Origin of the sequence: Chitinophaga silvisoli (genome assembly GCF_003412465.1) — a bacterium.
GTDB classification, from domain to species: domain Bacteria; phylum Bacteroidota; class Bacteroidia; order Chitinophagales; family Chitinophagaceae; genus Chitinophaga; species Chitinophaga silvisoli.
The window spans coordinates 123,407-147,514 of record NZ_QTJV01000016.1; the positions used below are offsets into that span (position 1 = coordinate 123,407).

The window sequence follows — 24,108 nt, forward strand, 5'->3', positions numbered from 1 at the left end:
GTGTAAACTCCCAAAGGGACCTGCTGCTTAAATTGCGGTATGACGAGATACCTGATCCTCTTTTTGCTCTTGTTTTCCAGGCTGCTTTTTGCACAGCATCCTGCTGCTGTGCTGCTTTCTAATGCTAAATTTAAAACGGGTGACAGTGCTGCATGGGCATCGCCTTCGTTTGATGACCGCTCCTGGAAAAGCATCGTGGCGGGGAAGGTATGGCAGGAACAGGGCTATCCTGACTATCATGGGTATGCATGGTACCGGTTTCATGTCCGCTTGCAGAAAAGCGGGCATTGGCAGGATAGTTTAAGGATCTTCCTGGCGCATGTGAATGATGTGGATGTGACGTATCTGAATGGCGTGAAAATAGGGAAGACGGGTAGTATGCCGGAGGACCCGGGTGGATATGTTACGAAGTGGCCCAATGTGAGATCCTACCAGCTGGCGGCCAATCATCCGGCTATCAGGTGGGGACAGGATAATATAATAGCGGTAAGGGTGTATGATGGTGGTGGTAGCGGCGGTATTTTTATGGGGCAGGCATTTGCAGATATGCTGGAGAAGGTGGATGGTGTAAGTGTAAGCCTGGGACAATTGAAAAACAATTTCGGTGTACGTATAGACGGCACCTTTAGTTATGAGATCTTAGATGAGGGGAAGCAAATAAAACATTTCGAAAAAGTCTATCACCTGGCACCTTTTGAGGAACAGCGTTTCAATATAGATGCACCACAGAAAGACGGTATTGTTTTCAAATATACATTCAGGGAAACAGCTACCGGATTGAAAACGGCTGGCCGCATCATGGTTCCTTATATCCAGACACCGGCAGCAGGTGTCTATCCTAAAATCAATAATGCGCCGGTATTAGGTGTGCGTGCAGGTCATCCTGTTTTATTCAGGATAGCGGCTACAGGTGCGCGGCCTTTGACGTATAAGGTTATGGGCTTGCCTCCGGGATTGGTGCAAGATGGCAATATTATACAGGGATCGGTTTCCGCCAAGGGTCACTATCCTGTTCAGCTGGAAGTATCCAATGCCTACGGCAGCACCACAAAAACGCTGCTGATAAAAGTGGATACCTTGTTACAGTTAACACCACCTATGGGCTGGAATAGCTGGAACTGCTGGGGTGTGCATGTCAGTGAAGAAAAAGTAAAAAGTTCAGCACAGGCATTAATAGATAAAGGGCTGGCAGATCATGGCTGGTCTTATATCAACATTGATGATGGCTGGCAGGCAGCGGCACGCAATGTGGATGGAAGTTTACCAGCTAATGAGAAATTCAGTGATATGAAGGAACTGGGAGATTGGCTGCATAGTCGTGGGTTGAAATACGGGATCTACTCTTCTCCAGGCCCGCTTACCTGTGGCGGATTCCAGGGTTCTTATCAACATGAACTGGCAGATGCGCATGCATACGACTCCTGGGGAGTTGACTACCTGAAATATGACTGGTGTAGTTATGTACAAACGGATACATCCCTGGCAGCTTACATTTATCCTTTTAAGGTGATGCAGGATGCATTGGCAAAACAATCCCGTGATATTGTGTACAACCTATGTCAATATGGAATGAAGCGTGTATGGGAATGGGGACCGGTAGCCGGTGCGCAGAGCTGGCGTACAACAGAAGACATTGATGATACCTGGGAGAGCCTGTATAATATCGGGTTTACGCAGGGGCCATTAGCGCCTTATGCAGGACCGGGTAAGTGGAATGATCCGGATATGATGATCGTTGGGCAGGTGGGCTGGGGCGAAAGCCTGCATCCTTCCAGGTTGACACCGGACGAGCAGTATACGCATGTGAGTTTGTGGAGTTTATTGTCAGCCCCTTTATTGATTGGTTGTGATATCAGTAAGCTGGATAGTTTTACCCTGAATTTATTGACGAATGATGAAGTGATTGCGATCGACCAGGATACATTGGGGAAACAGGCGCAGAGGGTGAATGAAAATGTATGGGTAAAAGAATTGGCTGATGGCAGTAAGGCGATTGGTTTATTCAACCTGGACACGGTGTATCGGGAGGTAGCAATACCGCTTGAAGAAAGGGTGTTGATACGGAATGTATGGCGACAGAAAGATGAAGGCGTGTTTACAACATCTTACCATGCAAAGATTCCACCGCATGGGGTCAGGTTGATAAAGGTTACACCTGTTATCCATGCGGAGATAGAAGTTAAAAATAAAACTGTGGGAAGTGCTGTTCCATCTACCTTACATGGAATCTTTTTCGAAGAGATCAGTCATGCGGGTGAGGGAGGCTTGTATGCAGAAATGATCCAGAACAGGGGTTTTGAGGAAAGCCGGGTACCGGCAGGTACTAAATTGGTGAATGGTATGCTGGAAGCGCCGCCTACAGAATGGAAAATGGAATGGCCGTATAAGAGTGAATGGCCGGCATGGAATGTGTCTGGTGAAGCGACATTAACAACGGATCATCCACTTTCTGCGGCTTCGCCAAATTCATTAGCTATAAAAGCGCCTGCAACCCTTACTAATGAGGGATTTTGGGGAATAGCGGTAAAAGCAGGTGAAAGTTATAAATTATCATTTTACTTAAGAGGCTATAAGGGAAGTGTGAAAGCTGGTTTGAAGGCAGGAGATCATTTCCTGGCTGCCTACAATTTTAATATTGCCGGACAATCTGGCTGGCAGCAATATGCATGTACCTTTGTGCCTGACAGCTCATCTGACAGTGCGAAATTTGTCTTGGAATTTGCTGACAAGGGTACTGCTTATGTAGATTTCGTTTCTTTATTCCCGGCTAAGACATTTCACAAGCGTCTTAATGGTTTGCGCAATGACATAGCAACATTGATCGATAGTCTGCATCCTGCATTTGTAAGATGGCCCGGTGGTTGTTTTGTAGAAGGCATTACCATCGAAAGTGCGCCTAACTGGAAGAACACCATTGGCAGATTAGAAGACCGTCCTGGTACGTTCAGTCCCTGGGGGTATTGGAGCAGTGATGGATTTGGTTACCATGAATATTTGCAATTTTGTGAAGACATTCATGCAGCGGCCTTATTTGTATTCAATGCAGGTACATCCTGTGAATACCGTAGTGGTACTTCTGTACCGGATTCATTGTTGGCACCCTATATCCAGGATGCACTGGATGCGATAGAATATGCTACGGGCCCCGTCAGCTCTAAGTGGGGTGCGGTAAGAGCGGCGAATGGCCATCCCGCGCCTTTCCCATTGAAATATGTAGAGGTAGGCAATGAGCAACATGGTCCTGTGTATGCGAAGCGCTATAATCGCTTTTATGATGCGATCCATGCAAAGTATCCCGATATGATCATCCTGGCCAGTATGGGTATCGGGGATGTGAACAGGCATACATTAGACAGTATGAAACATGTGCAGCGTGTAGATGAACATGCTTATAAAGATGCTTATTGGAGCATGCGTAATTTCGACCATTTTGACAGGTACAAACGTGGGGACTGGGATATGTATGTGGGAGAGTATGCGACCAATGCGGGAGTAGGATCAGGGAATATGCAGGCAGCTATCAGCGATGCGGTTTACGTGATGAGTATGGAGAAGAATGCGGACCTGGTTAAGATGTCTTCTTATGCACCGCTCCTGGTTAATGAACACGATGTAGACTGGCCGGTGAACCTTATTCATTTTGATGCGGCGAGGAGTTATGCACGGATCTCTTATTATGCGATCAAATTACTGGCGGATAATAAAGCGGATTATAATGTAGCAAGTGAAGTGCGGGTTACAACAGATCATCATAAAGCACGTTTTCCCGGTGGTATTGGTGTAGGCACCTGGGATACAGAGGCGGAATTTAAAGATGTGAAAGTAAACGGGCAGACATTTGATCATTCCGAATGGGCATTTCCCAGGGGAGTCTGGAAGGTCTCCGACTCTTCCATTGCGCAGACAGGCGAAGGAGCGCAGCAACTGGCAGTATTAAAAAATCATACTTTCGATACGTATACGTTGACGCTGAAGGCACGCAGAACGGGTGGGGTCAATGCATTTATGATTCCGTTTGCGGTATTGGATAGTAATACTTATTTGCGTGCGCATATTGGGTCTTACTGGAATAGTCATTGTGTATTTGAGAGTGTGACGAATGGGTATGAGGTAGCGGGGATAACGGATCAAAAGAGACTGCATCCTTTGGAGACAGGGCGCTGGTATGATGTAAAACTGGAGGTAGGGAAGGATACTGTGAAGTGTTTTTTGGATGATACGCTGATTATGCAATATACACCGCCGCAGCTGTTTTATAGTATTGCGGGGAAAGCGGCGAACGGGGATATTATTGTTAAAGCGGTGAATGGGTATGGTTCCGCTGTATTGGCTGATCTTTCACTGGAGACAGGGGGCGGGCATATGGTGGAGATGAGTACAATAGCTGCGGAGGCGAATGCGGAGAATAGTTTGGAAGCGCCGTTGAAGTATGTGCCGACAATGGTGGCGGGGGGTGTATTGGAGGGGGATGTTTTGGAGGGCAATTCATCAAAGGGGGATTCATTGAAGGGCAATTCATCAAAAGGGAATTCATTGAAGGGGGATGCATTGAAAGGAGATTCATTGAAGGAAGATGCATTGAAGGTGCTGCTACCACCGCATTCAGTAAATGTGATCAGGATAAAAGCGGCTAGCGGCCGCTAGCTTTTTCACCTGTTAAAGTCATCACCGTGCTGGTGAGCATCGCGGCCAGTTTTCCATCACTCCGAAAGATCTCACACATGTAATGACTGATGGTTTTCCCTTTTTGTAAGGGGGATGCTTTTGCGGTGAGCACGGCATTGAATACCGGGCGGTAGAAGTTTATTTTCAGGTCCACACTTGTAAAAGATTCGCCTTCCGCGATGAAGGTAGAGTGAGCGGTGCCGATGGCGGCATCGGCTAGTTCGCAGAGCAGGCCGCCGTGGATGGTTCCCTGCTGGTTGCCATACTTTTCTTTTGATGTGTCGATTTGTACGGTGGCTGTGCCTAATCCTATCTCTTTGAGGCTTATGCCCAGGGTTTGCGATATCGGTGTGGGATATTGCATGTGAGTATACATCTCCGGGGTAAGCGTATTATTGATCATGTGCTGTAGATAATCAAGAATGGATAATTTTATCATCGTTTAGCTATTGGTTGTTGTCCTGTTTTTTAAAAGCTGTAATCGCATATACCATTGGAATCTTATCACCTAAGTGAGCGATCCTGTATTTTCCGGGCTCATATTCAATAGTATTGTCAAAGCAATTGTAGGGTGAATAATCATACTCGTCGAAGGAGCTAATAGTAAGTCCATTGTTGATTAAGCTGTTGAATACTTCACTTAGGCTATGATTCCAGGCGATGGTAGTAGGTGCTATGTCGGCTGTTTTATCTGCATAAGTACCGCTTTCGGATTCAACGATAGCACCTGAATTAAAATATCGGTAGGCGATTTCCCTGAAGTCCTTGTCATACATCCATACGAATGGGTGGAATTCAACAAAAACCAGTTGTCCATTGGGCTTTAAAAATTTCGAGATCACCTGGGCCCATTTGTCTAAATCAGGCAGCCAGCCGATGACTCCGTAAGAGGTGTAAACGATGTCAAACTGTTCGTCAAGGTTATCAGGCAGGGCATATATATCACTGCAAATAAACCGGGCGTGAGCATTTGCATCTTTTGTAAGTTTATTAGCCTGGTCTATAGCAATGTCAGACAAATCAACTCCTGTCACCTCCGCTCCCAGCCTGTTCAAAGAAATTGAATCCTGGCCGAAGTGACATTGCAGGTGTAGGATGGATTTGCCCTGGATGTTCCCTAAGAGGTTTAATTCAATTTCGTTTAAGGAGCTTTTACCTTTTAGAAAACCTTCTACATCATAAAAGTCTGATTTGATGTGGGCATCGGTTTTGCTATTCCATGCCTGGCGGTTAATAGCTATATAATTCATCATGATGATTGCTTAGGAGGTGGTTGAGATGGTTTTGATTTTTACAGATGATTTTGATCATAACAGGCGGTTATGATATTTACAGATGGTTTAGATATTATAACAGGTGATTTAGATATTTACAGATGCCTTCCCGGAAGCAATGATGTAAGCTTCTTTCAACACCTCCGAATAGGTGGGGTGTGCATAAGAAACCGCCCCTAATTCCCCGGTAGTAATTTCAAACTCCATACCTGCTACCGCCTGGGCTACCAGGTCAGCCGCCCGGGCACCTATGATATGTACGCCCAGCAATTCTCCGTATTTAGGGTCGGACAGCACTTTTACAAATCCTTCAGTTTCCATACCTGCCCGTGCTCTTGCATTGACAGCAAACGGAAATTTCCCGGTATTATAGGGGATGCCCTGTTTCTTTAATTCTTCTTCCGTGTAACCTACTGCTGCCACTTCCGGCCAGGAATAAACGACCGATGGTATGCGGTTATAATTAATATGCGGCTCCTGGCCATGGATCCTTTCTACGACAAAGATCGCTTCTTCCTCTGCTTTATGTGCCAGCATAGCGCCGCCGATCACGTCACCAATGGCGTAAATATGGGGGACAGTGGTCTGTAAAAGTTCGTTGGTTTTGATTGTTTTATTGGGATGCAATACTACCCCTGTATTTTCAAGGCCCAGGTTGTCTGTATAGGGTTTTCTTCCTACTGCTACAAGGATGTAATCGGCGGCTAGTTCCTGCTCCTGTCCCTCCTTGTTTTTGAACCAAACTTTAGCTGTATCACCCAGGTTTTCGCTTTTATATACCGCCTGCTGCAATTTAATTTCTATCCCTTCTTTGCTCAGGATCTTGTACAATGCGGTACTTAGATCCTTATCCATATTAGGGATAAGGTTTTCTGCATATTCCAGGATAGTGACCTTAGTGCCAATCCTGTTGAAAATGGATGCCATTTCCACGCCTATGACTCCGCCGCCTATGATCACCATGCTATTGGGTTTTGTTGGCATATTCAGGGCTTCTGTGGAAGTGATGATTCTTTTCTTATCAATGCTAACTCCGGGAATGGTAGCTGGTTTAGAGCCGGTCGCTATTATGTATTTCTTTGCTTTTATTTTTATGTGCTGATTGTCGGTTCCTTTTACATTGAGGGTTTCATTGTCAATAAATGAACCGAGGCCCTGGAAAACGCTGACCTTATTTTTCTTCATCAGGAAGCTGATGCCCTGTGTATTCTTTGCTACCACATCGGCTTTTCGCTTGTAGAGCTGTTCAAAATCGAGCTGGATGCCGGAAAATTGAATGCCGTGGTTTTCAAATTTATGAAGCGCATCGGTGTAGTGGTGCGTGCTGTCCAGCAGGGCTTTAGTCGGGATGCAGCCGACATTGGTACATGTACCGCCCAGGGTGTTATACTTTTCAATTAATGCCGTTTTATAGCCCAATTGCGCACTTTTTATTGCTGCAACGTATCCTCCAGGGCCTGAGCCTACAACGGCGATATCAAATTCTTCCATTTTATTCTTTCCTTTATTGTTTGCTTATTGTTTCCTTTATTATTTCCTTTGTTCTTTCCTGTATTCGTTCCTTATTCTCCTATTTTACTCGTTTCTTTACTAGTTCCTTAGCCTTCCTTTGTCCCTTCCCTTATTCTCCTATTTCACCCGTTTCTTTATTCGTTCCTTAGCCTTCCTTTAATCCTTCCATTGTTCCTTCCCTTTCTTTTACTCCTTCCTTATTCTCCTATTTCACCCGTTTCTGTATTCCTTCCTTATCCTTCCTTTATTCCTTCCCAAATTAGACCAATCGGTCTTTTATTATTCAAAAAAATTACACTTTCAAAGCTGTAATCATTTTTTCTAAAAACTCCATTGCTATTTTTAATTCTTTTGTCCTGTTTGTCACTTTAGCCTGCATAAAAGCGCCTTCAATTATGGAGATCATAACGACAGCTATTGCTTCCGGGTTAGTATCTCTTTTTATTTCCTTTCTTTCAATGCCACGTTTAATTTGATTTTCAATGGATGTCTTCCAGAAATCAAGGGCAGCTGCCGCACGTTCTTTTAAGCCAGGATGCGTGTCATCAGCTTCAGTAGCAGTATTCAGGATAGGGCAACCCGCCTGCAGATAGGGGTACCTGAAATAGTTTTTATACATATTCGGATAGACCAATAAGCGTTCGATAGCATTTTCAGTAGCCCGGATCCGTACTTTCAGGTGTTCAACTATTTGGCTGTAATTGTGGTCAAAGGCAGCTAGTGCAACTTCGTCCTTGTTTTCAAAATTGCCGTAGATACAGCCTTTTGAAAGACCTGTTGCACTCATAATGTCCTGCATTGAAGTACCGGCGTAGCCCTTAGTGTTGAATAGGGGCGCGGTTTTCTCAACGATTAGCTGTTTTGTATTTTCTGACTTTGACATTTTACGGGTGCTTATGGGCTGCAAGGTAGGAAAAAAAATAAACCGATTGGTCTTTTTTTAATTATTTAGTTTATTGCCTACCTTTGTCCAATAACCTATGCACATTGATTCAACCCTTCAAATAGGCGCTTACCATTTACAACATTGTGAAGATTATTTATTCCATGATCACATCGGTACAGACAAATTGTTATGTGCGGTGATGGATGGCTGTACGATGGGTACAGATAGTTATTTGATTGCTCCCCTGGTGGGAAAACTTCTCAGGAAGATTGTAAAGGAACGTCACTACCTTGAATTTTACCAGCCATCCCGCCTTCCCTTATCACAGGAACTGAAAAGCATTGTTCAGCAGTTATTCAATGAGTTGAAAATGTTGAAGAACCAATTGCAACTGGAGCAGCGGGAGATGCTGACAACGATAATTATATTCCTGCTGGATAAAAATAACGGGGCCGGCCTGGTAGTCGGAGATGGGGTGCTGAGTATTGATGGGCAGCTAACTGTATTTGAGCAGGATAATAAGCCGGATTATTTAGGCTATCATTTGCAGGAAGATTTTGATAACTGGTATGCCAGGCAGGCCGTCCTGAATATTACGAATTATACGGATCTCAGTCTTTCGACAGATGGGATCAGCTCATTTATGGCATTGGAAGGCGGGGAAACGGAGATGGATCCCATCGCCTATTTATTAGCTGATCCGGGTGAGTTGGATAAAAAATTGAAATACCTGGAGCACCAGGCCGGGCTAAGACCGACTGACGATGTAGCGATCATCAGAGTGCGCAATTCTCATGATAATTCACCAGCTCAATAGGTTTATTTTCAAATTCAAAGCCATTATAGGCCACCTGTATTTCATCCAGCACCTGCGCTATTTCTTCGTGATCAGTAGCAGACACCAGGCGCTTCCTGAATTCCTGGAACTCCGGCAGTCCTTTCAGGTAAGTGGTCATGTGCTTACGCATGGCAAAGATGCCCATCTGGGGCCCTCTCCACTCTATAGATTTAGACAACTGTAATTTGCAGGCCGCCACTCTCTCCGCCAGATCAGGCCCGGGAAGTAATTCTCCTGTCTGTATATAATGCTTTACCTCCCTGAAAATCCAAGGATAACCGATGGCTGCACGGCCAATCATAATCCCATCCACTCCATAACGGTTCTTATATTCCAGCGCCTTCTGCGGACTGTCAATATCCCCGTTCCCGAAAATCGGGATCTTAATCCTTGGGTTATTTTTCACCTTGCCAATCAGGTCCCAGTCGGCCTGGCCTTTGTATAGCTGGCAGCGCGTTCTGCCATGGATAGCCAGGGCCTTGATCCCAACATCCTGCAGGCGCTCTGCGACCTCCTCTATATTTTTTGAATCCTCATCCCATCCCAGGCGGGTTTTGACCGTAACAGGCAGATGAGTGGCTTTTACACAGGCTGCTGTAAGACGCACCATGAGGTCAATGTTCTTCAGCACCCCTGACCCGGCTCCACGGTTCACAATCCCTTTGATCGGACAGCCGAAATTGATATCCAGGAGGTCCGGTTGGGTCATATCAACAATCCTGGCCGCCATGGAGAGCTTGTCTTCATCCCCGCCAAAGATCTGGACACCTACCGGTCTTTCTTCTCCAAAAATGGCCAGGCGGCGGCGGCACTTTTCGGTATCCTTTACCAGGCCCTCGCTGGAAATGAATTCCGTATACATCAGGTCGGCTCCGTTCGCTTTACATACCACCCGAAATGGCGGATCGCTTACGTCTTCCATCGGCGCGAGGAGTAAAGGGAAATCCGGCAATACTATTTGATCGATCTTAACCATATTGAAATAGAAGCTGCAAAGGTAGTGAATAGTAGCGGATACTGATGCCAGGCAAATACTAATAAGGACATTATAATTCCTAATAGCAATTAAAGGGCTTCCTCCCAAAAGGTAACTTTGGGTTCAATTTCGATATAAGTTTCTATTTCTTTTCTAAACGCTTTGCTATGTGCCGTATCCATATGAGGCCCTGATAACAGATCCCTATCCGACCAATATTCAATTAGAAGGAATCTTTTAGGATCGGCAGGATCTTCATGCATCCTGATCTCGCGGCATCCTTCTTCTGTATCTAAAACAGCTTTAGCAAAGGTCAATAGTGCCTGTTTGGCCAGGATCCTCTTGTCTTCCTTAATCTGGAAGCAAATTACTACAGTAACCGGATTGAAATTTTTACTCATAACTTACATCTAACCAGGGTTAAATTTGAGGGCGAAAAGTTCGCCCTCAATACCTTTATAATGCTGACGGCATCTGCTAATGTATGGCTGCCGATTATGTTCCTCACTAATTAATAAAGGTTACAAACTCAGCAAGAGGAAGCCGTACTTTCTTAAGCGATGCGTAAGGGTCATTCTCCGCATCACGGTACCCTAATGATAAGATGACAACTGATTTAAGTCCTTTAGGTGTAAGCCCTAGCAGGGAATCAAATTTTGCAGCGTCGAACCCCTCCATGGGAGTTGAATCTATTTTTAATTCCGCTGCAGCGATTAATGCTGTTCCTAAAGCTATATAAGCCTGCCTTGCCGCCCAGGCAGCATTTTCCTCATCAGATCTCGACAGGAGGCCCCCTATTAATGCTGTTTTGAAATCAGCCAATGCCCCTTCCGGAATGTTGCGTTCACTTGCCATATAGGAAATATAGGTATCAATATGTTCCCTGGTTATCCTATCGAAGGCAGCAAAGACCAAAAGATGAGAAGATGCTGCGATCTGGGCATTAAAAGACCCTTCACCCAGTTCTTTTCGCAATGTTGCATTCTCGACAACGAAAACACGGTATGGCTGAAGACCGGTTGAAGAGGCGGACAAATTAATAGCTTCCAAAATTTTATTCAGCTCTTCGGAGCTCACTTTTTTTTCACTGAATTTTTTCGTGGCGTAACGCCATTGGAGACTTTCTGTAGTGTTCATATTATTCTTTTCTTGAGCAAAGTTGAAGATTTTTGGTTTACTTTTGTCACTGACAGATCAAAAGTAATAGTGACATCCAGGTAACAATGCTTAAAATCACACCAACACCTACACACGACTGCAAAAAAGCAATCATGGGCGTACATGATGCTATGTACATTCTTGGTGGTAAATGGAAAATACATCTCATAGCCGCTTTATTATTTGGCCCTAAACGTTATTCCGATCTTTTGCGGGATATCAATGGTATTTCAGGGAAAGTACTTAGCAGGGAGTTAAAGGAAATGGAGATTAACCAACTGGTTAAGCGATCGGTCAGTAACACACAATCTAATGCCGTTTTTTATGAACTGACGGAATATGGGGAGTCCACAAAATCTATCATAGCTGTCCTTGCGGAATGGGGAGAGGCACAGCGGGAGGTCATTGTTCATAAAAACAATGATAAATAATACCCCCTGTGCAGTTCAGGTAAAGTAGAGGAATAAAGTTGTGCACATTATTGCACAAGGGGTTTGAATACTAATATTTACTCTGTCATCCTGCTCCAGGCCCCCGTCTTCACGTCAATCTTCCAGGGTGCAGGCTCCGGCAGGAACAGCTTCCCCTCTCCTATCTTCAATGGCATCCAAAGGTAAGCGGAATTCCACTGTTCCCGGGGTTTCCAGATATCCCCCATGAAAATAACCGTGGTATCCACTTTTAAGAGCATGGTAGACTGTGATCCATAAGTCCTTTTTTCCGGCGGCGCGATGTCTTTGAACTCGGTCCATGGTCCTTCTAATGTAGGTGCCGTTGCATACTTATTGGGATTAGGATCCCAGCCTGTGAGGCGGGAACCGATAGAATAATACAATCCTTTGTAGTGCACAATCGCCCCACCCTCCATAGGTGCTTTCACCAGGCTCATATCTTTCTCCACAGTCATATAGTCATCTGACAACTTTGCTATATGAAACCCATTCGGCCTGTCTTCAAATACGATGTACGCAGTACCATCATCATCTATAAACTGCCCGATGTCACGACTCTCAAATCCCAGGGGACGGAAACTTTTTACATAGCTATAATTGCCATCAGGCTTGTTACTTACTGCAATCCCTACACGGGCGAATTTATAATCCCGGCTATCCAGGTGGAAGTACATGACGTACTTTTTTGATTGCTTATTATAATAAACTTTAGGTCTTTCAAGTACCCAGTGATGGCCCAATTGCTCAGGATCGGATAATTTTAACACATCGCCTTTGAATGTCCAGTGCATGAGGTCTTTGCTGGCATAGCAACTTACGTAGCGGAAGGCGGTATCCAGTCCCTGCCGTCTTTCCTCGCCGTACCAGTAGTAAGTATCTTTGATTTTGATGATACCGCCGCCATGTGCCTGGATATGATTGCCGTTATTATCAGGCCAGGGAGCACCGGGATTGATTTGAGCGTGCAGGGTAGCTACGAGTATAAGCAGGAGACAGGTAAAGATGTGTTTCATGAGTCATAATTGTCAGGTAGACAAATATAACCATTTACCTTTTAAGTCGATGCTTTAGCCAATATTAAGTAGTCTCTACATTTTTTTACATCCATGTAGCATTGGTGAGGGTATTCAACAGCATTTTTCATCAGGATGAAAAAAACATTCACGTCAGCGCGTTAAGCCATTATTCACTAGTTATTTATATTTATCGTGCAAACCAATTCCCTGTTCTATGAGGGTACGCACTTTTTCTAATCTTGCCAGTTTGGTTTTCTCCTGCTTTGCGGTAGAGATATGCTCTGCAAAATCCCTTTGATTCGTTTTATTAAATGCTGCAAATTTCTCTTTGAGTGCAGGATTCGCATCCAGGAGCTGCTGTAACTCCTCCGGAATAATGAGCGGTTTATTTTTATCAGCTGTGATCTTAAGTCCTTTGGCCTCGTTGGCTACCGCCTCCGCCACATAAGCTTTGATCAGCTTTTCATCGATCTCTTTGACAGAAGCGAAGCGCATGGAGCGCATGGCTTTGGTACCCTCCTGGGCGTTGATCAGTACCTTTGCTTTGTCTTCCAGTAATGCACCCTGGAAAAACCAGAGTCCGCAGTAAGACTTGAAATCACTGACCCCTACAATGTTTTTACCATTGGCGGTATAAGTCGGCTTGCCCCATTTGAACGTCTCTTCCAGGCCTGTTTTCAACAGGATCCTGCGCAGGGTAAGCAGTTCTTCCTTCCATTGCGAAAGGTGCGCGAAAAATTCGTCGGGAGTATTGATGCCTGCCATAAAAGAGGTTTGTATAAAGGTAAGTTACAAACTTATTCATTATGCTCCCAACCCGGCCTGATTTTGAAAAGCATAATGGTATAAGGGACGAGTAACAGGAGAAAAATTACCCAATGCGGATCGTTATATTCCTCCCTGAAAATATTATACAACCCGAAAATAAAGGCACACAGGGCGATGCCGATATTGATCCTGATAGCGGGCCTGGTACCTGTGAGGATAATAATAGCTGCTATCAATGGTATGGGGTACCAGCATAAAAGTTGCCTGTATCCAGGCCTGGTGGCGGTGAAGATGTAGTCGTTTGAAATAGCATGTCCTTTATAAAAAAGGTTTACTACAAAGGGTTCCAATTTGATCAATGAATAGCTGATACACATGGTCATAAATACAATGAATAACTGCGGCAGGCTATTCCTGCGGCGGCCGTGGATGGAAGTTGGTTGGACTGGCGATTTCATAATATAGTGGATGTCTGACCTAAGGTAGCTATAAAATTTCACCGGCTCAAATATGGTTTTTACCGGTAATTCTGTTTGCCTTCACCTAAACCCCATTGCCAACTCCTCCCCTGTCCGCTACTTTTACAACATGAAAGCAAAACACATACTCATTTCCGGCGCAAGTATCGCCGGCCCGGTGCTTGGCTGGTGGCTGAGCAAATATGGATGGCAGGTGACCATCGTAGAGCAGGCACCCAGTGTAAGGATGGGAGGCTATGCGGTTGATTTCAGGGGCACGGTACTAAAAGTGCTGGAGAAAATGGACCTGATGGATGACATCAGGCAGCATGAAACGAGGACGGGCAAAATTACCCTGGTGAACAAAAACAATAAGAAGATTGCAAGTCTCCCTGATGGTTTTACCAGTGGGGAACTGGAGATCATGAGAGGTGATTTGGTGAAGATCCTGTATGACAAAACAAAAGATAGGGTCAATTATATTTTCAACGATTCCATTGCTACCTTGAATGAAGACAAGGACGGTGTGCAGGTGACATTTAAACACCATGCCCCTGCCCGTTATGATTTAATTGTGGGGGCAGACGGCCTTCATTCAAAGGTGCGCTCACTGATCTTTGGACATGAGCGGAAGTTTTCCTCATTTTTAGGTATATATGTTGCCATCTTCACGGTGCCGAATTTTGCCAATGTAGGGATGGATGGGTATTATTATACAGCACCCGGCAAACGCGTTGGCATCTTCGGGGCCAAAGATGGCAAGGAAGCAATGGCAAGTTTTTATTTTAGCTCCTCCCCATTCTACTACGATCGGAAAGATACAGGCAAACAAAAGGCAATTATCAGGCAGGAATTTGAGAACACACCCTGGCATGTGCCGCAACTCCTTGAATATATGGATCAGTCAGATGATTTTTATTTTGATAGCGTGAGCCAGATAAAAATGGATCATTGGTCAAAAGGTAGGATAGCATTGATTGGAGATGCGGCACATTGTCCTTCACCGATGAGCGGGATGGGTACGAGTGCGGCGGTTATGGGGGCGTATATATTGGCGGGGGAGTTGATGCAGCATGATTATGTGGAGGCGTTTGGTAATTATGAAATGGAGATGAGGGAGTTTGTGGAGCGGTGTCAGGCGATAGCGGATGGGGTGGATTGGTTTGTACCGGGTACGAGGTTTAAGCATTGGATGAGTCAGCAGATGTGGAAGGTGCTGCCGTATACGCCGTGGAAAAATATGATGGTGGAGATGCCGGCGAGGGTGGCGAATTCGATAGGGATGAAGGAGTATGGGGAGGTGGAGATGGTGGTGGGGTGATTGGGGTTTGGGAGGACGGGGTATTTAGAGATTGGGGGTATGAGATGTTGATTTGATCAAATCGAAAATTTCTCTATTAAGCTTGAATAAAAATCGCTATTGAAATATTAGATGAAAACCTGGGAACAAGTTCCAAGGGGCTGCAATGTTAAAAAAGGATGCCGATTATAAGGCAGTTGTCAAATGAAACCACTTTCAAGGTTAGATCTGTTGTGAAATAGATCAGATTCGGATTACAACGTTCAAATATAACGATTCCAACTCCTTTGGCAATTTTAATGAAACAGGAAAAAGCAAATGGTTTAGTTATACTTGGTGCCACCGAACCTGACCTTGCCAATTTCAAGGCCCTGGTTTTTGCAGGATACAGCGATCGCTACTATTTCCCAGATACAGACACTAAAGAATTAGTAGAAATTTTGCTACCTTTAAATGAATTTTCGATATATTCGAATAACTTAAAACGCTATTAATATGGCTATTAAATTTAATAGAAAGGCAGAGGTTATTAATCGTGTAAAAGCTGAAGGTAGATTTAATTATATGAATTCAGGAAAGGATAGTGAAATGAGAAAGGCTATAAACACGCATGTAAATGAAACCAAAAGGGATTTTGAGCACAAGGAAAGAATGTCCATGATAGCCGCATCCCAACTCACCCTTACTGCATAATGAGCTATATTTATCTTACCTATATAGAAAAGGTCTGCTTTAATTTAGGCAGACCTTTTTTTCGAAAATTAAATTTTTATTAGCAACTCGTGATGTTAATTATTTACCGATATCGACCTTCTCCTATTCAGTAAAATTCTTAATAACCTCAACCTCCCCATTACCATACATTTTCCTTACCTGAATAACATCTTCTGCAGTAGCTCCGGGAGCTATGTAAGGATTTGAACCAGGCATCCAGAAGTTACGAATTCCTCATTTAATTCCCTGAATCACCTGACTAAATGCTATTTCACCCGTCGTTTCTATTCCTTTTTGAGAAATGACATGGGCAGTACTATCAAGCTCTAAAAGTAAGTTGTACCAATAGTCGCCTCCCATACTTGACACGAGATTCATTTTTATTAAAAGAAAGGTTCTGCCCGATCTATTAAAGGTACCCATGCTCGTCGGCAACATCAAATCTCCATCGGTGATCTTTGAAGTCAGTCTAACTTTAGACCCGTTTACTACCAGGATCGCCTGGTCATTTTCATTTTTAAACAAACTGGAAAAATTCCCGGTTTTTCTTGTAGAATCAACTACATCGATTACACTTTTAATATATAAACTACAGAAGTTCCCTTGGATTGAATCTTCAAAAAACAGCACTTCACTTGTGTCATTTATAGGATATACGGCAGGATGCAGGTTCTTTTCAGTATAAGTCTTATCATACGTTCCACTTTGTGAAGTGGTCGACATAGCCACATCTGTATTGGAACTATTATGCTTACTACCAGCATTCGTAGTATCAACCATCATACTATCGCCTGCATTTTTACCTGAGTTTTGCGTATTGCCAGTACAAGCAATAAAGAAAATAAAACTACCGAATAAACAACTTATAAAACGGATCCTCATAACTTACCGGTTTGACTAATTGAAAATGAACAACTTGTTGACTTATAAAATAATGCAGATCCAAAGTGCATTTCTTACTTCCCTTTAGAACCACCCTGAAGGACCTTATTACGCAATACTTAGCCCATTTGTATTTACCCAGTTGACAATAGCAAATGGATTATTTCATTGTCAATCTACAACCATTTTCTCCAATTTCTACCAGTAAAGATATCCACACTCTGCCAGCCTACAATCAGGCTAGTTTTTTGTCGGGCAAGAGATACACCCTTCGCTGCATGTTCGATCGCATTGTGCCAGCATTTAACCAATACAGCTTTGTGTGACTATATAAAGCTTCGCTGTGGATTCATCATATCTATCACTCTGCCAGAGCTGTATCAATACCCACTAACTACATGGGCCTATTCTCCCAATAGCTATTATTATAGCAGGTACCAGCGTTAGTCAGGCGATTTTCCACAGCCAGGCCATAGCATTTCACTATGGCCTGCTGATATGTTTCAATGTCCCACGTTTGTCTTTTGTATTTTTATCAAATGTGACCCTGTTTACCATTTCCCGCATACGGCTTCTTACTTCTTTCCCATACTTTCTTTCAATCGCATCAGGATCCAATGAAGACGTGACATGAGTAAAGGTGCCATAGCGTATGAATAATTCATATCTTCCCAACAGGATCTTCTTCATCACCTCGCAGGTAATACGATAGTAATGCGCGGGGTCTTCCATGCCCAGGTCATCAAAACACCACACATGGTGATTATAACTTCCCTTCTTTTCAGGGTCACCGATATATTTGTCCAGGATAACAGGCCCCTTTCTCGTAAAAGCGGTACTGACCTTATCACAGCTCTGTAATTCATAGCGTAACGGGGTGGGAACAATTAGTTGCATGAGCCGCATGATGTGGGTTTTCCCAACTCCTACCGGCCCACCTAAAAAGATGCCTTTATGCAGGTCGATGTTAAACTCGTGCGCAACTTCTTCATCACGGAGCATCCAGGCGATGATGGGTATCAATACAGGAAGATCTTCGTTGTAGAGCTGGAAATGTTTCCCGAATTGTTCTCTTCCTTTTTCCGCCAATAGTTGCAGGATTTGTTTGTAATTAAAAAGGCTGGTCGTAATTTTCATTGTTATCATTGTTTGTTTTAGAGACATTTAACATCCATTTATGCGCGAGTGGCTGCCAGTGTTGCACAGGCGTATTGCCGGTGAGCCAGCTGGTGGCTTCATGGTGGTACCAGAATTTTAGTGCTTCTTCCCGTGCATATTGGTTGGTGGAGAAAAACTTCAGGACTTCTTCCAGCTCAGGAAGACTATTTGACACATCGTTTGATATAAGTTTTATATTAGTTTTTAATAAGGGTCCATCCAGAGAGACCATAGCAGTGTCCATTTTTGTGTTTGGGGGTTCTTTTGACGGCCTTGTGCGTCCATCTAACGGTATCATAGCAACCGAGGCCGGACATTGTCTTTGGGAGGACGGATAATACACCAGGTATTGATGTGCATGCAGGTCCTTTAAGGCGCGGTAATAGGTGGATTTTGCCTTGATCTTTGCGGCTGCCATAATCTCATCGCGGCGGATGCTGAATATTTTTCTGAATCCGAGTTTATTCCAGGTGGCGAAGAGGGCCATGTAAAGGGAATAGTGGTATGGTACCATCCATTTCTCCTTTGCTGCCTTATCTAAAAAGGCATTGAGATGAATGATGTAATTCATCGGGATGTATTTTGATGGTTTTAAGATTGCAGTTCTTCCAGCTGGCCTTGCAACCAGGTTTGCAGCATTTTAGTAATGGGGGGATTTCCCGGATCAAGGGTCATGTCGTTTCTGACCAGGATATCTTTAATGGTGTTCTCCATATTTTTAAGAACCTTCCGTTTTTCATTTGGCAGCACGGTACTCTCCATTTCGGCAGTGATCGAAGATGTGAGATGGTGCATAAATCCATTTTCATTAAAATTGATGTAAAACAAAAGGTAATACACATGGTCTTTACGCAGGTTTTCTCCATGTGAGGTGATGAGTTCCATGAGTTGTGTAACCAGGTTCATGATATAGTCATGCTCATGGTAGCTATACCGCCATTGATCCTGATTCCAGAGTCTGCCGATGGCACCATGCATGACCCGCCAGAGTTGCTGTAAATGTTCTCCTTTATCCTCCATCCATTGTCCGATGAGGAGCACTTTATGGTGGTACATTGATTTTTCTATCTCTATGTAGATAAGCGGCGGAAAACAGGTCTTATCGAAATAGGATGGATACTGCAGCTGCATTTCCTTTAACAGGCGGAAACATTCGTAACATACATTCTTATTCCTGGCTAAAGGATCATCGTATGCGGCCGGATTTTCCGGATCCAGGTCTTCCAACCATGACAGCGGGATCTGGTCGAATATTTGCCTGACCTGCTCCTGCCAGGTACGCATGTATCTTTTTAACACCGCATCATCTTTGGCTGAGAGCATGAAATCGGCGATTGCGTCCTGCATAAAAGTGAGTGTATCCTGTAGATTATCATAAGCATCATCTTTGGGATCACCGGAAGTGCAGAGGTATTCTTCTACGCTGACGCGTAAGTCGTGAAGTGGGAAAAATGGAAAATTCATGCTATTTGGATTTTTGGGGTTGCGTTTTCTATGTGAATGATTTTTACGGTCTGACAATATGCGGGAGCGCCTGGTTCAGCCAGGTCTTCATTTATGAATGAAAGTCCAAGCAATACGATGACAGGTTCTCCAATAGGTGGAGGCATTGGCATTGTCAGCGAAAAACCCGCTACAGGATCGCGGGAGAATGGGAACAGCGATGACTGTGCAGACTGGATCAAAGCCGAATAGCGATGAAAATCCAATGCTGCAGCTACTGTTATAATCCTGCAATGAGTGGCGCTATGGGGACTTACTAACTGAGCGGCTGGAACAAACGTTGGTATGTCAATTACAATTTTTGTGGATGCCTGTACATTAATTGTATAGATGACATTAAAATATGCTGACAGCGCATAATCGGGATCCAGGTCATAACCTATCAATGGGTGTAGTCCGGACATACTGATATGTCGTTTCCCCGGCTTATGGAATGGATCATTTTTGAGTACCTCGTGGTAAAGGAATCTTTGCAGTACTCTAAACCTGCTGCGCTTAGGCTGCATGTAGACCGGGCCGCAATTGCATAGGGTAAGAATGAGTTTGGATGCACGGGCAATGTGAATCAATTCTCTATTCATTTTTCTTTTTTGGGATATACCTTTCCCATTACGCCTGCGAGGGCGTTTTTGTTTTTGTAACATAGCGTAATTATGAATTTTAGTGATTTAAAAAAGCTGTGATAAGGTCATTTATTTTTATATTTGCTGTGCCACGATAAATGAACCCAAAATAAAATTAAGCATGAAAATCAAGAAAAATTGCAAAGTGGCGTTAATGTCGCAATTGTCGTAAATGACGCAATTGCACGCATAATAGACTCAGCGATATACCCAAGTGATATCGTATTATTAACAGATCAATCTCTTCGTACTGCCCAAAGGCGATTCAGGAAGTATCGTGAAAAGAACGGTAAACCCAAGGGGTATATACCTACCTTACGGGAATATTGTGAGGTGTACACTGAGCATGACCCGGTTTATCTTGCTTATCGCTTGCTGATGCTTAGGCCGAGGAGCTAAAAAACCCATTTATTTATGTCTGTAGATTTATTTGTACGCAAAAGCAAAGGGCTTTTCACGAAGGTGAGCAGCCAAGTCGTCATACTGGTAGAGGCCAGTGGCGGATGTTCCAGGATCATTACAAGAGAGGGTACTTACCTGGTAAGTAGTAACCTCAGCCAACTGGAGGAACAGCTACCCGTGGCACTCTTTTGCCGTGTACATCGGAGTTACATTGTGGCATTAGAGCATATCACCAGTGTGACGGAAAATAGTGTTGTAGTTCTTGACAGGGAAATTCCCCTGTCAAGAGCTTATTCGGAATTACTGTTTAGTCGTTTACTGATCATTTTGTAAGTCTCTCTCTTCTTTCAACTCCACTTTCTTTAATTGCCAACTGTTAATTTCCCCTTCGTCAAAAGATTTTTCATTTTGGTGTGGATTGTCGTGTTAGTATTGCATTCGTAAGGCGATAGTGATCCAGGCTGTGCCCGGGATAAAGGAGAGGCACCTTTTGTTCCACTGGATGACTGTTAGTCGAACAAGCGTCGAAGAAGCGTCGAAGACGTGTCGAACAAGCGTCGAAGGATGATCGAAGGAAGGTCGAAGAATGGCCTTCATTTTATTAAATCTTTAAAAACAGTTTTTATGGCAAAGACAGATAATCTCATATTGAAAGAGTCTTCCGGGTCTATTGGGAGGATTATGACGATCACGAAGAAAAAATCGGGTAAGATGCTGATTGGGAAACACAGGGGAAGTAGTTCTGTGCCACCTACAGATAAGCAGCTGGACGTGCAGGCAAAGTTTAAGGAGAGCATCATCTATGGTAAAGCGGTGATGGCGGATCCGGCTTTGAAAGCATTGTATGCAGCGGCAGTGAAGGGAGATCAGACGGCGTATAATCTTGCGGTGAGGGATGCGTTTAAAGCTCCGGAGATCACGAAGATTAGTACGGATTTGTATACTGGTTTGATAGGTGCGGCTATTACGGTACGTGCGGTGGATGACTTTAAGGTGGCTGGTGTGAGAGTGGCGATTTATTCGGCTGCGGGGGATTTGGTTGAGCAGGGAGATGCGGTGCTGCAGGCGAATGGGCTGGATTGGGTGTATACGGCGACGGTGGCGAATGGTGAGGTAGCAGGGAGTAAGGTGAGAGCGGTGGCGAAGGATCTGCCGGGGAATGAGACGGTGAGTGAGGTGATAGTGGCGTAAGTATGGAAGGCATCCCGCTGGTTGCGGGATGCCTTCTTTTTTTTAATGGAAATGATCATCCTCAATGCGACTGCTATGGGTCCTACAAGAGAAGCGCAGTTTTTAAACCAAGCCAGGCCTCTCTTTGTGGTAGATTAATTATAAAGACAGGTATCATAACAACTTACTATTTAATAACGCCCGGAGATTTGAAGTATCAATCCCCTCTTTTCTATAAATAATAATTCCCTTATCATCAACCACCACAGTAGTAGGCAGTGCTTTGATCCCGTAGCTGTTACTGATTTTCCTGCCCTGGTCAAATACCTGGATCCAGTTCATATCTTTATCGGAGATTATTTTTGCGCAGTCTGACATATTCCTATCCATATTGACACCCACTATATCCAGTTTGTTTGCAGGAAAGGTTTGCTGTAATGCCTGGTAGAAAGGCATTTCTACGATACAAGGTCCACACCAGGAAGCCCAAAAGTTGAGCAACAGGTATTTACCGGTAGGATTCAATTGAATATTATTCCCATAGATATCCTTTACAGCAAATACAGGTGCGGGATGCATTAAAATAGCGGGATGAAGAATACCCTGTAATTGATCGGCAATCATCTGTCCTTTTTCTGTCTTCAAAAATCGTTTGTCAAGGTCATTCCGGAGAAAGTTGTATAGCGTCCTTACATAAGCAGTATGCTGAATAAGGATATTTAAAGATGGCATTATCACCTGATTACAGAAGAACCAGAACGAATAATATTTATCGGGGTATTTTTTTAATATCGGCAATGCCTTCAGGCAGAGATTTTTAAGCAGTTGTTTATTAATATTAAATAGAGAATCATTCCTGTAGGCATCATTATCTTTTCCTTTCCAGAAATTTAGATAATCGTGTAATTCCGGTAATCTATATCTATAAATTTCCCTGTAATATTTATTATAAATAGTATCAAAAACATACAGTGTATTTGAAAGCTTAGCGTAATTCAGATCGTTATCTTTATAATAAAGAGATATTGAAGCGGGCTTGTCACTGATAAGCAATATGGTGGCAGCCTGTTTATACCGGATAGTTAAGGTGGTTGCCTCAGTCGCTAGCTCCCCGGTCAGCCTGACTTCATTATTTACTGAATGAAAGGTGACCGGTCTTTGTCCATCGTCTACAAAAAATGATAAACTGTCTTTTTGAATTGTATTATTAACCTGGATATTCACAGAAAATGTTTTCTGTGAATATGTTTCTAATGGTATGATCAACCCTATTATCAGAAAAAAATACCTGTGTGTCATTATTACTTAATTTTAAAAGATAGAGATTGTATGAAAAGTAATTGAATGGCATTTAGCATTCAGTAAAAGAGAGTTGCCTCCATTTAAAGCGATGTTCGCTAAGTCAAAATTCTTTAACACCCCACCGACACTAAGCATACCTGGATAATCGGGGTGCTCTTCCAGGTCCTGTGTCAGTGCGGTTTCAGTCATCTTCAGTTATAAAAGACCAACCGATAAGTTAGCCAGCTGAGGAGAATTACTTGTTGATATAAAATGCTTTTTCCATGAAAGTAACCAGGACAAATATTATTTTTAAAAATAGGAATACCAACATCGATAGCCATATTAATAATCAATATTTATGAGTTTGCGACCCGGACACACATTTTCTGGCAACGGACGGGCAGCTTGACAAAACGGCTACATGACAGAAATTGAAGATTATCTGGTAAAATTTATCGCCGGAAGTTAATTGGCGAATAAAATGCGACGGTTTAAAATAATACGCTTATGCAAATAATATTTTTTACGTCAAGGGTTAAACTAAAATAAGAACATTGGATCAACAGACATAAAGTTAGACTAAAAATGTAAAGAGTGGGCTCATTCGCATTATTAATTTTTTAATTTCTCAATAAATTCATTCAGTATAGCATCCTCATTTAAGATCTCACCGATTACAAAATTTTTCTCCCTCAAATAATTTATAAAACTGTTATCCAGCTTATATTGTGGGTACATTTTTAGATAGTAAAGATAATATGATGGCCAAACCCATACACCATCTGTTAAGAAAGCATGAGGAGCAATAGGGTCTTGCGTTCGTAAATCAACAAAATAGCCCATCCATCCCAGTATTAATTTACCTTTCTCCAGATACGAGATAATATTGTTCACCAATTCCTCAGCATTACTTTCTTCCCCCAGCTCATTACATAAGGGGGATGCCCAGTCATAATTATCCAACTCTTTAATAAATCCTACTAATTTCATTTTATAGTTTCAATTACTTTGTTAAACAGTCTCCAAACTCTATTTGATCGATTAAATACGTTTCTCCTGGAAAGTCCAT

At 43.3% G+C, this 24,108-nt stretch carries 26 protein-coding genes; 8 read left to right on the forward strand and 18 right to left on the reverse strand.

The annotated features are described in order from the left end of the window. Positions 1 to 39: 39 nt before the first annotated feature. Positions 40 to 4,644 carry an alpha-L-arabinofuranosidase C-terminal domain-containing protein gene (locus DXN04_RS30565; RefSeq protein WP_116857225.1) on the forward strand — a complete coding sequence of 1,535 codons (4,605 nt, stop codon included), beginning with the start codon at positions 40 to 42 and terminating at the stop codon, positions 4,642 to 4,644. On the opposite strand, the gene DXN04_RS30570 is transcribed toward DXN04_RS30565, so the two are convergent. From DXN04_RS30570 to DXN04_RS30585, 4 genes are all read right to left on the reverse strand, one after another. Further along, on the reverse strand, positions 4,631 to 5,104 hold the full coding sequence (locus DXN04_RS30570; protein WP_116857226.1) for a PaaI family thioesterase: 474 nt from the start codon (positions 5,102 to 5,104) through the stop codon (positions 4,631 to 4,633). The genes DXN04_RS30565 and DXN04_RS30570 overlap by 14 nt on opposite strands. 7 nt (positions 5,105 to 5,111) lie before the next feature. Beyond that, complete coding sequence (locus DXN04_RS30575; RefSeq protein WP_199415176.1) at positions 5,112 to 5,918, reverse strand: class I SAM-dependent methyltransferase; 807 nt, start codon at positions 5,916 to 5,918, stop codon at positions 5,112 to 5,114. A gap of 108 nt (positions 5,919 to 6,026) precedes the next feature. After that, entirely contained in the window at positions 6,027 to 7,430 is a 1,404-nt protein-coding gene (lpdA, locus tag DXN04_RS30580) for a dihydrolipoyl dehydrogenase (RefSeq protein WP_116857227.1), read from the reverse strand. Positions 7,431 to 7,743: 313 nt separating this feature from the next. Beyond that, positions 7,744 to 8,334, reverse strand: a complete 591-nt coding sequence (locus DXN04_RS30585) for a TetR/AcrR family transcriptional regulator (protein WP_116857228.1) — start codon at positions 8,332 to 8,334, stop codon at positions 7,744 to 7,746. Positions 8,335 to 8,431: 97 nt separating this feature from the next. On the opposite strand from DXN04_RS30585, the gene DXN04_RS30590 reads away from it, so the two are divergent. Then, positions 8,432 to 9,154 carry a protein phosphatase 2C domain-containing protein gene (locus tag DXN04_RS30590; protein WP_116857229.1) on the forward strand — a complete coding sequence of 241 codons (723 nt, stop codon included), beginning with the start codon at positions 8,432 to 8,434 and terminating at the stop codon, positions 9,152 to 9,154. On the opposite strand, the gene dusB is transcribed toward DXN04_RS30590, so the two are convergent. The 3 genes from dusB to DXN04_RS30605 all read right to left on the reverse strand — a co-directional run bounded on the left by dusB (position 9,114) and on the right by DXN04_RS30605 (position 11,288). Further along, the gene (dusB, locus tag DXN04_RS30595) at positions 9,114 to 10,151 is read right to left on the reverse strand and encodes a tRNA dihydrouridine synthase DusB (RefSeq protein WP_116857230.1); all 1,038 of its coding nucleotides are present in this window, start codon (positions 10,149 to 10,151) and stop codon (positions 9,114 to 9,116) included. The two genes, DXN04_RS30590 and dusB, sit on opposite strands and share 41 nt — an antisense overlap. Before the next feature lie 89 nt (positions 10,152 to 10,240). Then, positions 10,241 to 10,552, reverse strand: coding sequence for a putative quinol monooxygenase (locus DXN04_RS30600; protein WP_116857231.1), 312 nt, complete (start codon positions 10,550 to 10,552; stop codon positions 10,241 to 10,243). Between the two features lie 106 nt (positions 10,553 to 10,658). After that, entirely contained in the window at positions 10,659 to 11,288 is a 630-nt protein-coding gene (locus tag DXN04_RS30605) for an NAD(P)H-dependent oxidoreductase (RefSeq protein WP_116857232.1), read from the reverse strand. A gap of 86 nt (positions 11,289 to 11,374) precedes the next feature. Here DXN04_RS30605 and DXN04_RS30610 point away from each other — a divergent pair, with 86 nt between their 5' ends. After that, on the forward strand, positions 11,375 to 11,740 hold the full coding sequence (locus DXN04_RS30610) for a winged helix-turn-helix transcriptional regulator (protein WP_199415177.1): 366 nt from the start codon (positions 11,375 to 11,377) through the stop codon (positions 11,738 to 11,740). Between the two features lie 77 nt (positions 11,741 to 11,817). Here DXN04_RS30610 and DXN04_RS30615 read toward each other — a convergent pair whose 3' ends face one another. The 3 genes from DXN04_RS30615 to DXN04_RS30625 all read right to left on the reverse strand — a co-directional run bounded on the left by DXN04_RS30615 (position 11,818) and on the right by DXN04_RS30625 (position 14,003). Further along, the gene (locus DXN04_RS30615; RefSeq protein ID WP_116857233.1) at positions 11,818 to 12,774 is read right to left on the reverse strand and encodes a family 43 glycosylhydrolase; all 957 of its coding nucleotides are present in this window, start codon (positions 12,772 to 12,774) and stop codon (positions 11,818 to 11,820) included. Between the two features lie 180 nt (positions 12,775 to 12,954). Next, positions 12,955 to 13,542 carry a YdeI/OmpD-associated family protein gene (locus tag DXN04_RS30620; RefSeq protein WP_116857234.1) on the reverse strand — a complete coding sequence of 196 codons (588 nt, stop codon included), beginning with the start codon at positions 13,540 to 13,542 and terminating at the stop codon, positions 12,955 to 12,957. Between the two features lie 32 nt (positions 13,543 to 13,574). Further along, positions 13,575 to 14,003, reverse strand: coding sequence for a hypothetical protein (locus DXN04_RS30625; RefSeq protein ID WP_116857235.1), 429 nt, complete (start codon positions 14,001 to 14,003; stop codon positions 13,575 to 13,577). 130 nt (positions 14,004 to 14,133) lie between these two features. On the opposite strand from DXN04_RS30625, the gene DXN04_RS30630 reads away from it, so the two are divergent. The 3 genes from DXN04_RS30630 (at position 14,134) to DXN04_RS30640 (ending at position 15,996) form a co-directional block, all read left to right on the forward strand. Then, positions 14,134 to 15,324 carry an FAD-dependent monooxygenase gene (locus DXN04_RS30630; RefSeq protein WP_158569241.1) on the forward strand — a complete coding sequence of 397 codons (1,191 nt, stop codon included), beginning with the start codon at positions 14,134 to 14,136 and terminating at the stop codon, positions 15,322 to 15,324. A gap of 278 nt (positions 15,325 to 15,602) precedes the next feature. Beyond that, on the forward strand, positions 15,603 to 15,797 hold the full coding sequence (locus DXN04_RS30635) for a hypothetical protein (RefSeq protein ID WP_116857237.1): 195 nt from the start codon (positions 15,603 to 15,605) through the stop codon (positions 15,795 to 15,797). Position 15,798: 1 nt separating this feature from the next. Then, a complete protein-coding gene (locus DXN04_RS30640; RefSeq protein ID WP_116857238.1) occupies positions 15,799 to 15,996 on the forward strand; it encodes a hypothetical protein in 198 nt (65 codons plus the stop codon). Between the two features lie 255 nt (positions 15,997 to 16,251). Here the strand turns inward: DXN04_RS30640 and DXN04_RS30645 are convergent, their stop codons facing one another. The 5 genes from DXN04_RS30645 to DXN04_RS30665 all read right to left on the reverse strand — a co-directional run bounded on the left by DXN04_RS30645 (position 16,252) and on the right by DXN04_RS30665 (position 20,141). Continuing rightward, positions 16,252 to 16,899 (reverse strand): hypothetical protein, encoded by a 648-nt coding sequence (locus DXN04_RS30645; protein ID WP_116857239.1) that lies wholly within the window; start codon positions 16,897 to 16,899, stop codon positions 16,252 to 16,254. Between the two features lie 483 nt (positions 16,900 to 17,382). Beyond that, positions 17,383 to 18,036: a P-loop NTPase family protein gene (locus tag DXN04_RS30650; protein WP_116857240.1), complete on the reverse strand. Its 654-nt coding sequence runs from the start codon at positions 18,034 to 18,036 to the stop codon at positions 17,383 to 17,385. Then, positions 18,011 to 18,628, reverse strand: coding sequence for a hypothetical protein (locus DXN04_RS30655; protein WP_116857241.1), 618 nt, complete (start codon positions 18,626 to 18,628; stop codon positions 18,011 to 18,013). The genes DXN04_RS30650 and DXN04_RS30655 overlap by 26 nt, the downstream gene beginning before the upstream one ends. Positions 18,629 to 18,648: 20 nt before the next feature. After that, positions 18,649 to 19,521, reverse strand: a complete 873-nt coding sequence (locus DXN04_RS30660; RefSeq protein WP_116857242.1) for a hypothetical protein — start codon at positions 19,519 to 19,521, stop codon at positions 18,649 to 18,651. Further along, positions 19,518 to 20,141 (reverse strand): hypothetical protein, encoded by a 624-nt coding sequence (locus DXN04_RS30665; protein ID WP_147320105.1) that lies wholly within the window; start codon positions 20,139 to 20,141, stop codon positions 19,518 to 19,520. Before DXN04_RS30665 ends, DXN04_RS30660 begins: the two co-directional genes overlap by 4 nt. Positions 20,142 to 20,597: 456 nt before the next feature. Here DXN04_RS30665 and DXN04_RS30670 point away from each other — a divergent pair, with 456 nt between their 5' ends. Together DXN04_RS30670 and DXN04_RS30675 are read left to right on the forward strand one after the other, a co-directional pair. Then, positions 20,598 to 20,918, forward strand: a complete 321-nt coding sequence (locus DXN04_RS30670) for a LytR/AlgR family response regulator transcription factor (protein WP_116857244.1) — start codon at positions 20,598 to 20,600, stop codon at positions 20,916 to 20,918. A gap of 291 nt (positions 20,919 to 21,209) precedes the next feature. Further along, positions 21,210 to 21,776, forward strand: a complete 567-nt coding sequence (locus tag DXN04_RS30675) for a hypothetical protein (RefSeq protein WP_116857245.1) — start codon at positions 21,210 to 21,212, stop codon at positions 21,774 to 21,776. 153 nt (positions 21,777 to 21,929) lie between these two features. On the opposite strand, the gene DXN04_RS30680 is transcribed toward DXN04_RS30675, so the two are convergent. From DXN04_RS30680 to DXN04_RS30690, 3 genes are all read right to left on the reverse strand, one after another. After that, positions 21,930 to 22,979, reverse strand: coding sequence for a TlpA family protein disulfide reductase (locus DXN04_RS30680; protein ID WP_158569243.1), 1,050 nt, complete (start codon positions 22,977 to 22,979; stop codon positions 21,930 to 21,932). Positions 22,980 to 23,066: 87 nt separating this feature from the next. Then, entirely contained in the window at positions 23,067 to 23,246 is a 180-nt protein-coding gene (locus DXN04_RS30685) for a hypothetical protein (protein WP_116857247.1), read from the reverse strand. A 405-nt stretch (positions 23,247 to 23,651) separates the two neighbouring features. Continuing rightward, entirely contained in the window at positions 23,652 to 24,029 is a 378-nt protein-coding gene (locus DXN04_RS30690) for a hypothetical protein (protein WP_116857248.1), read from the reverse strand. Between the last annotated feature and the right edge of the window lie 79 nt (positions 24,030 to 24,108).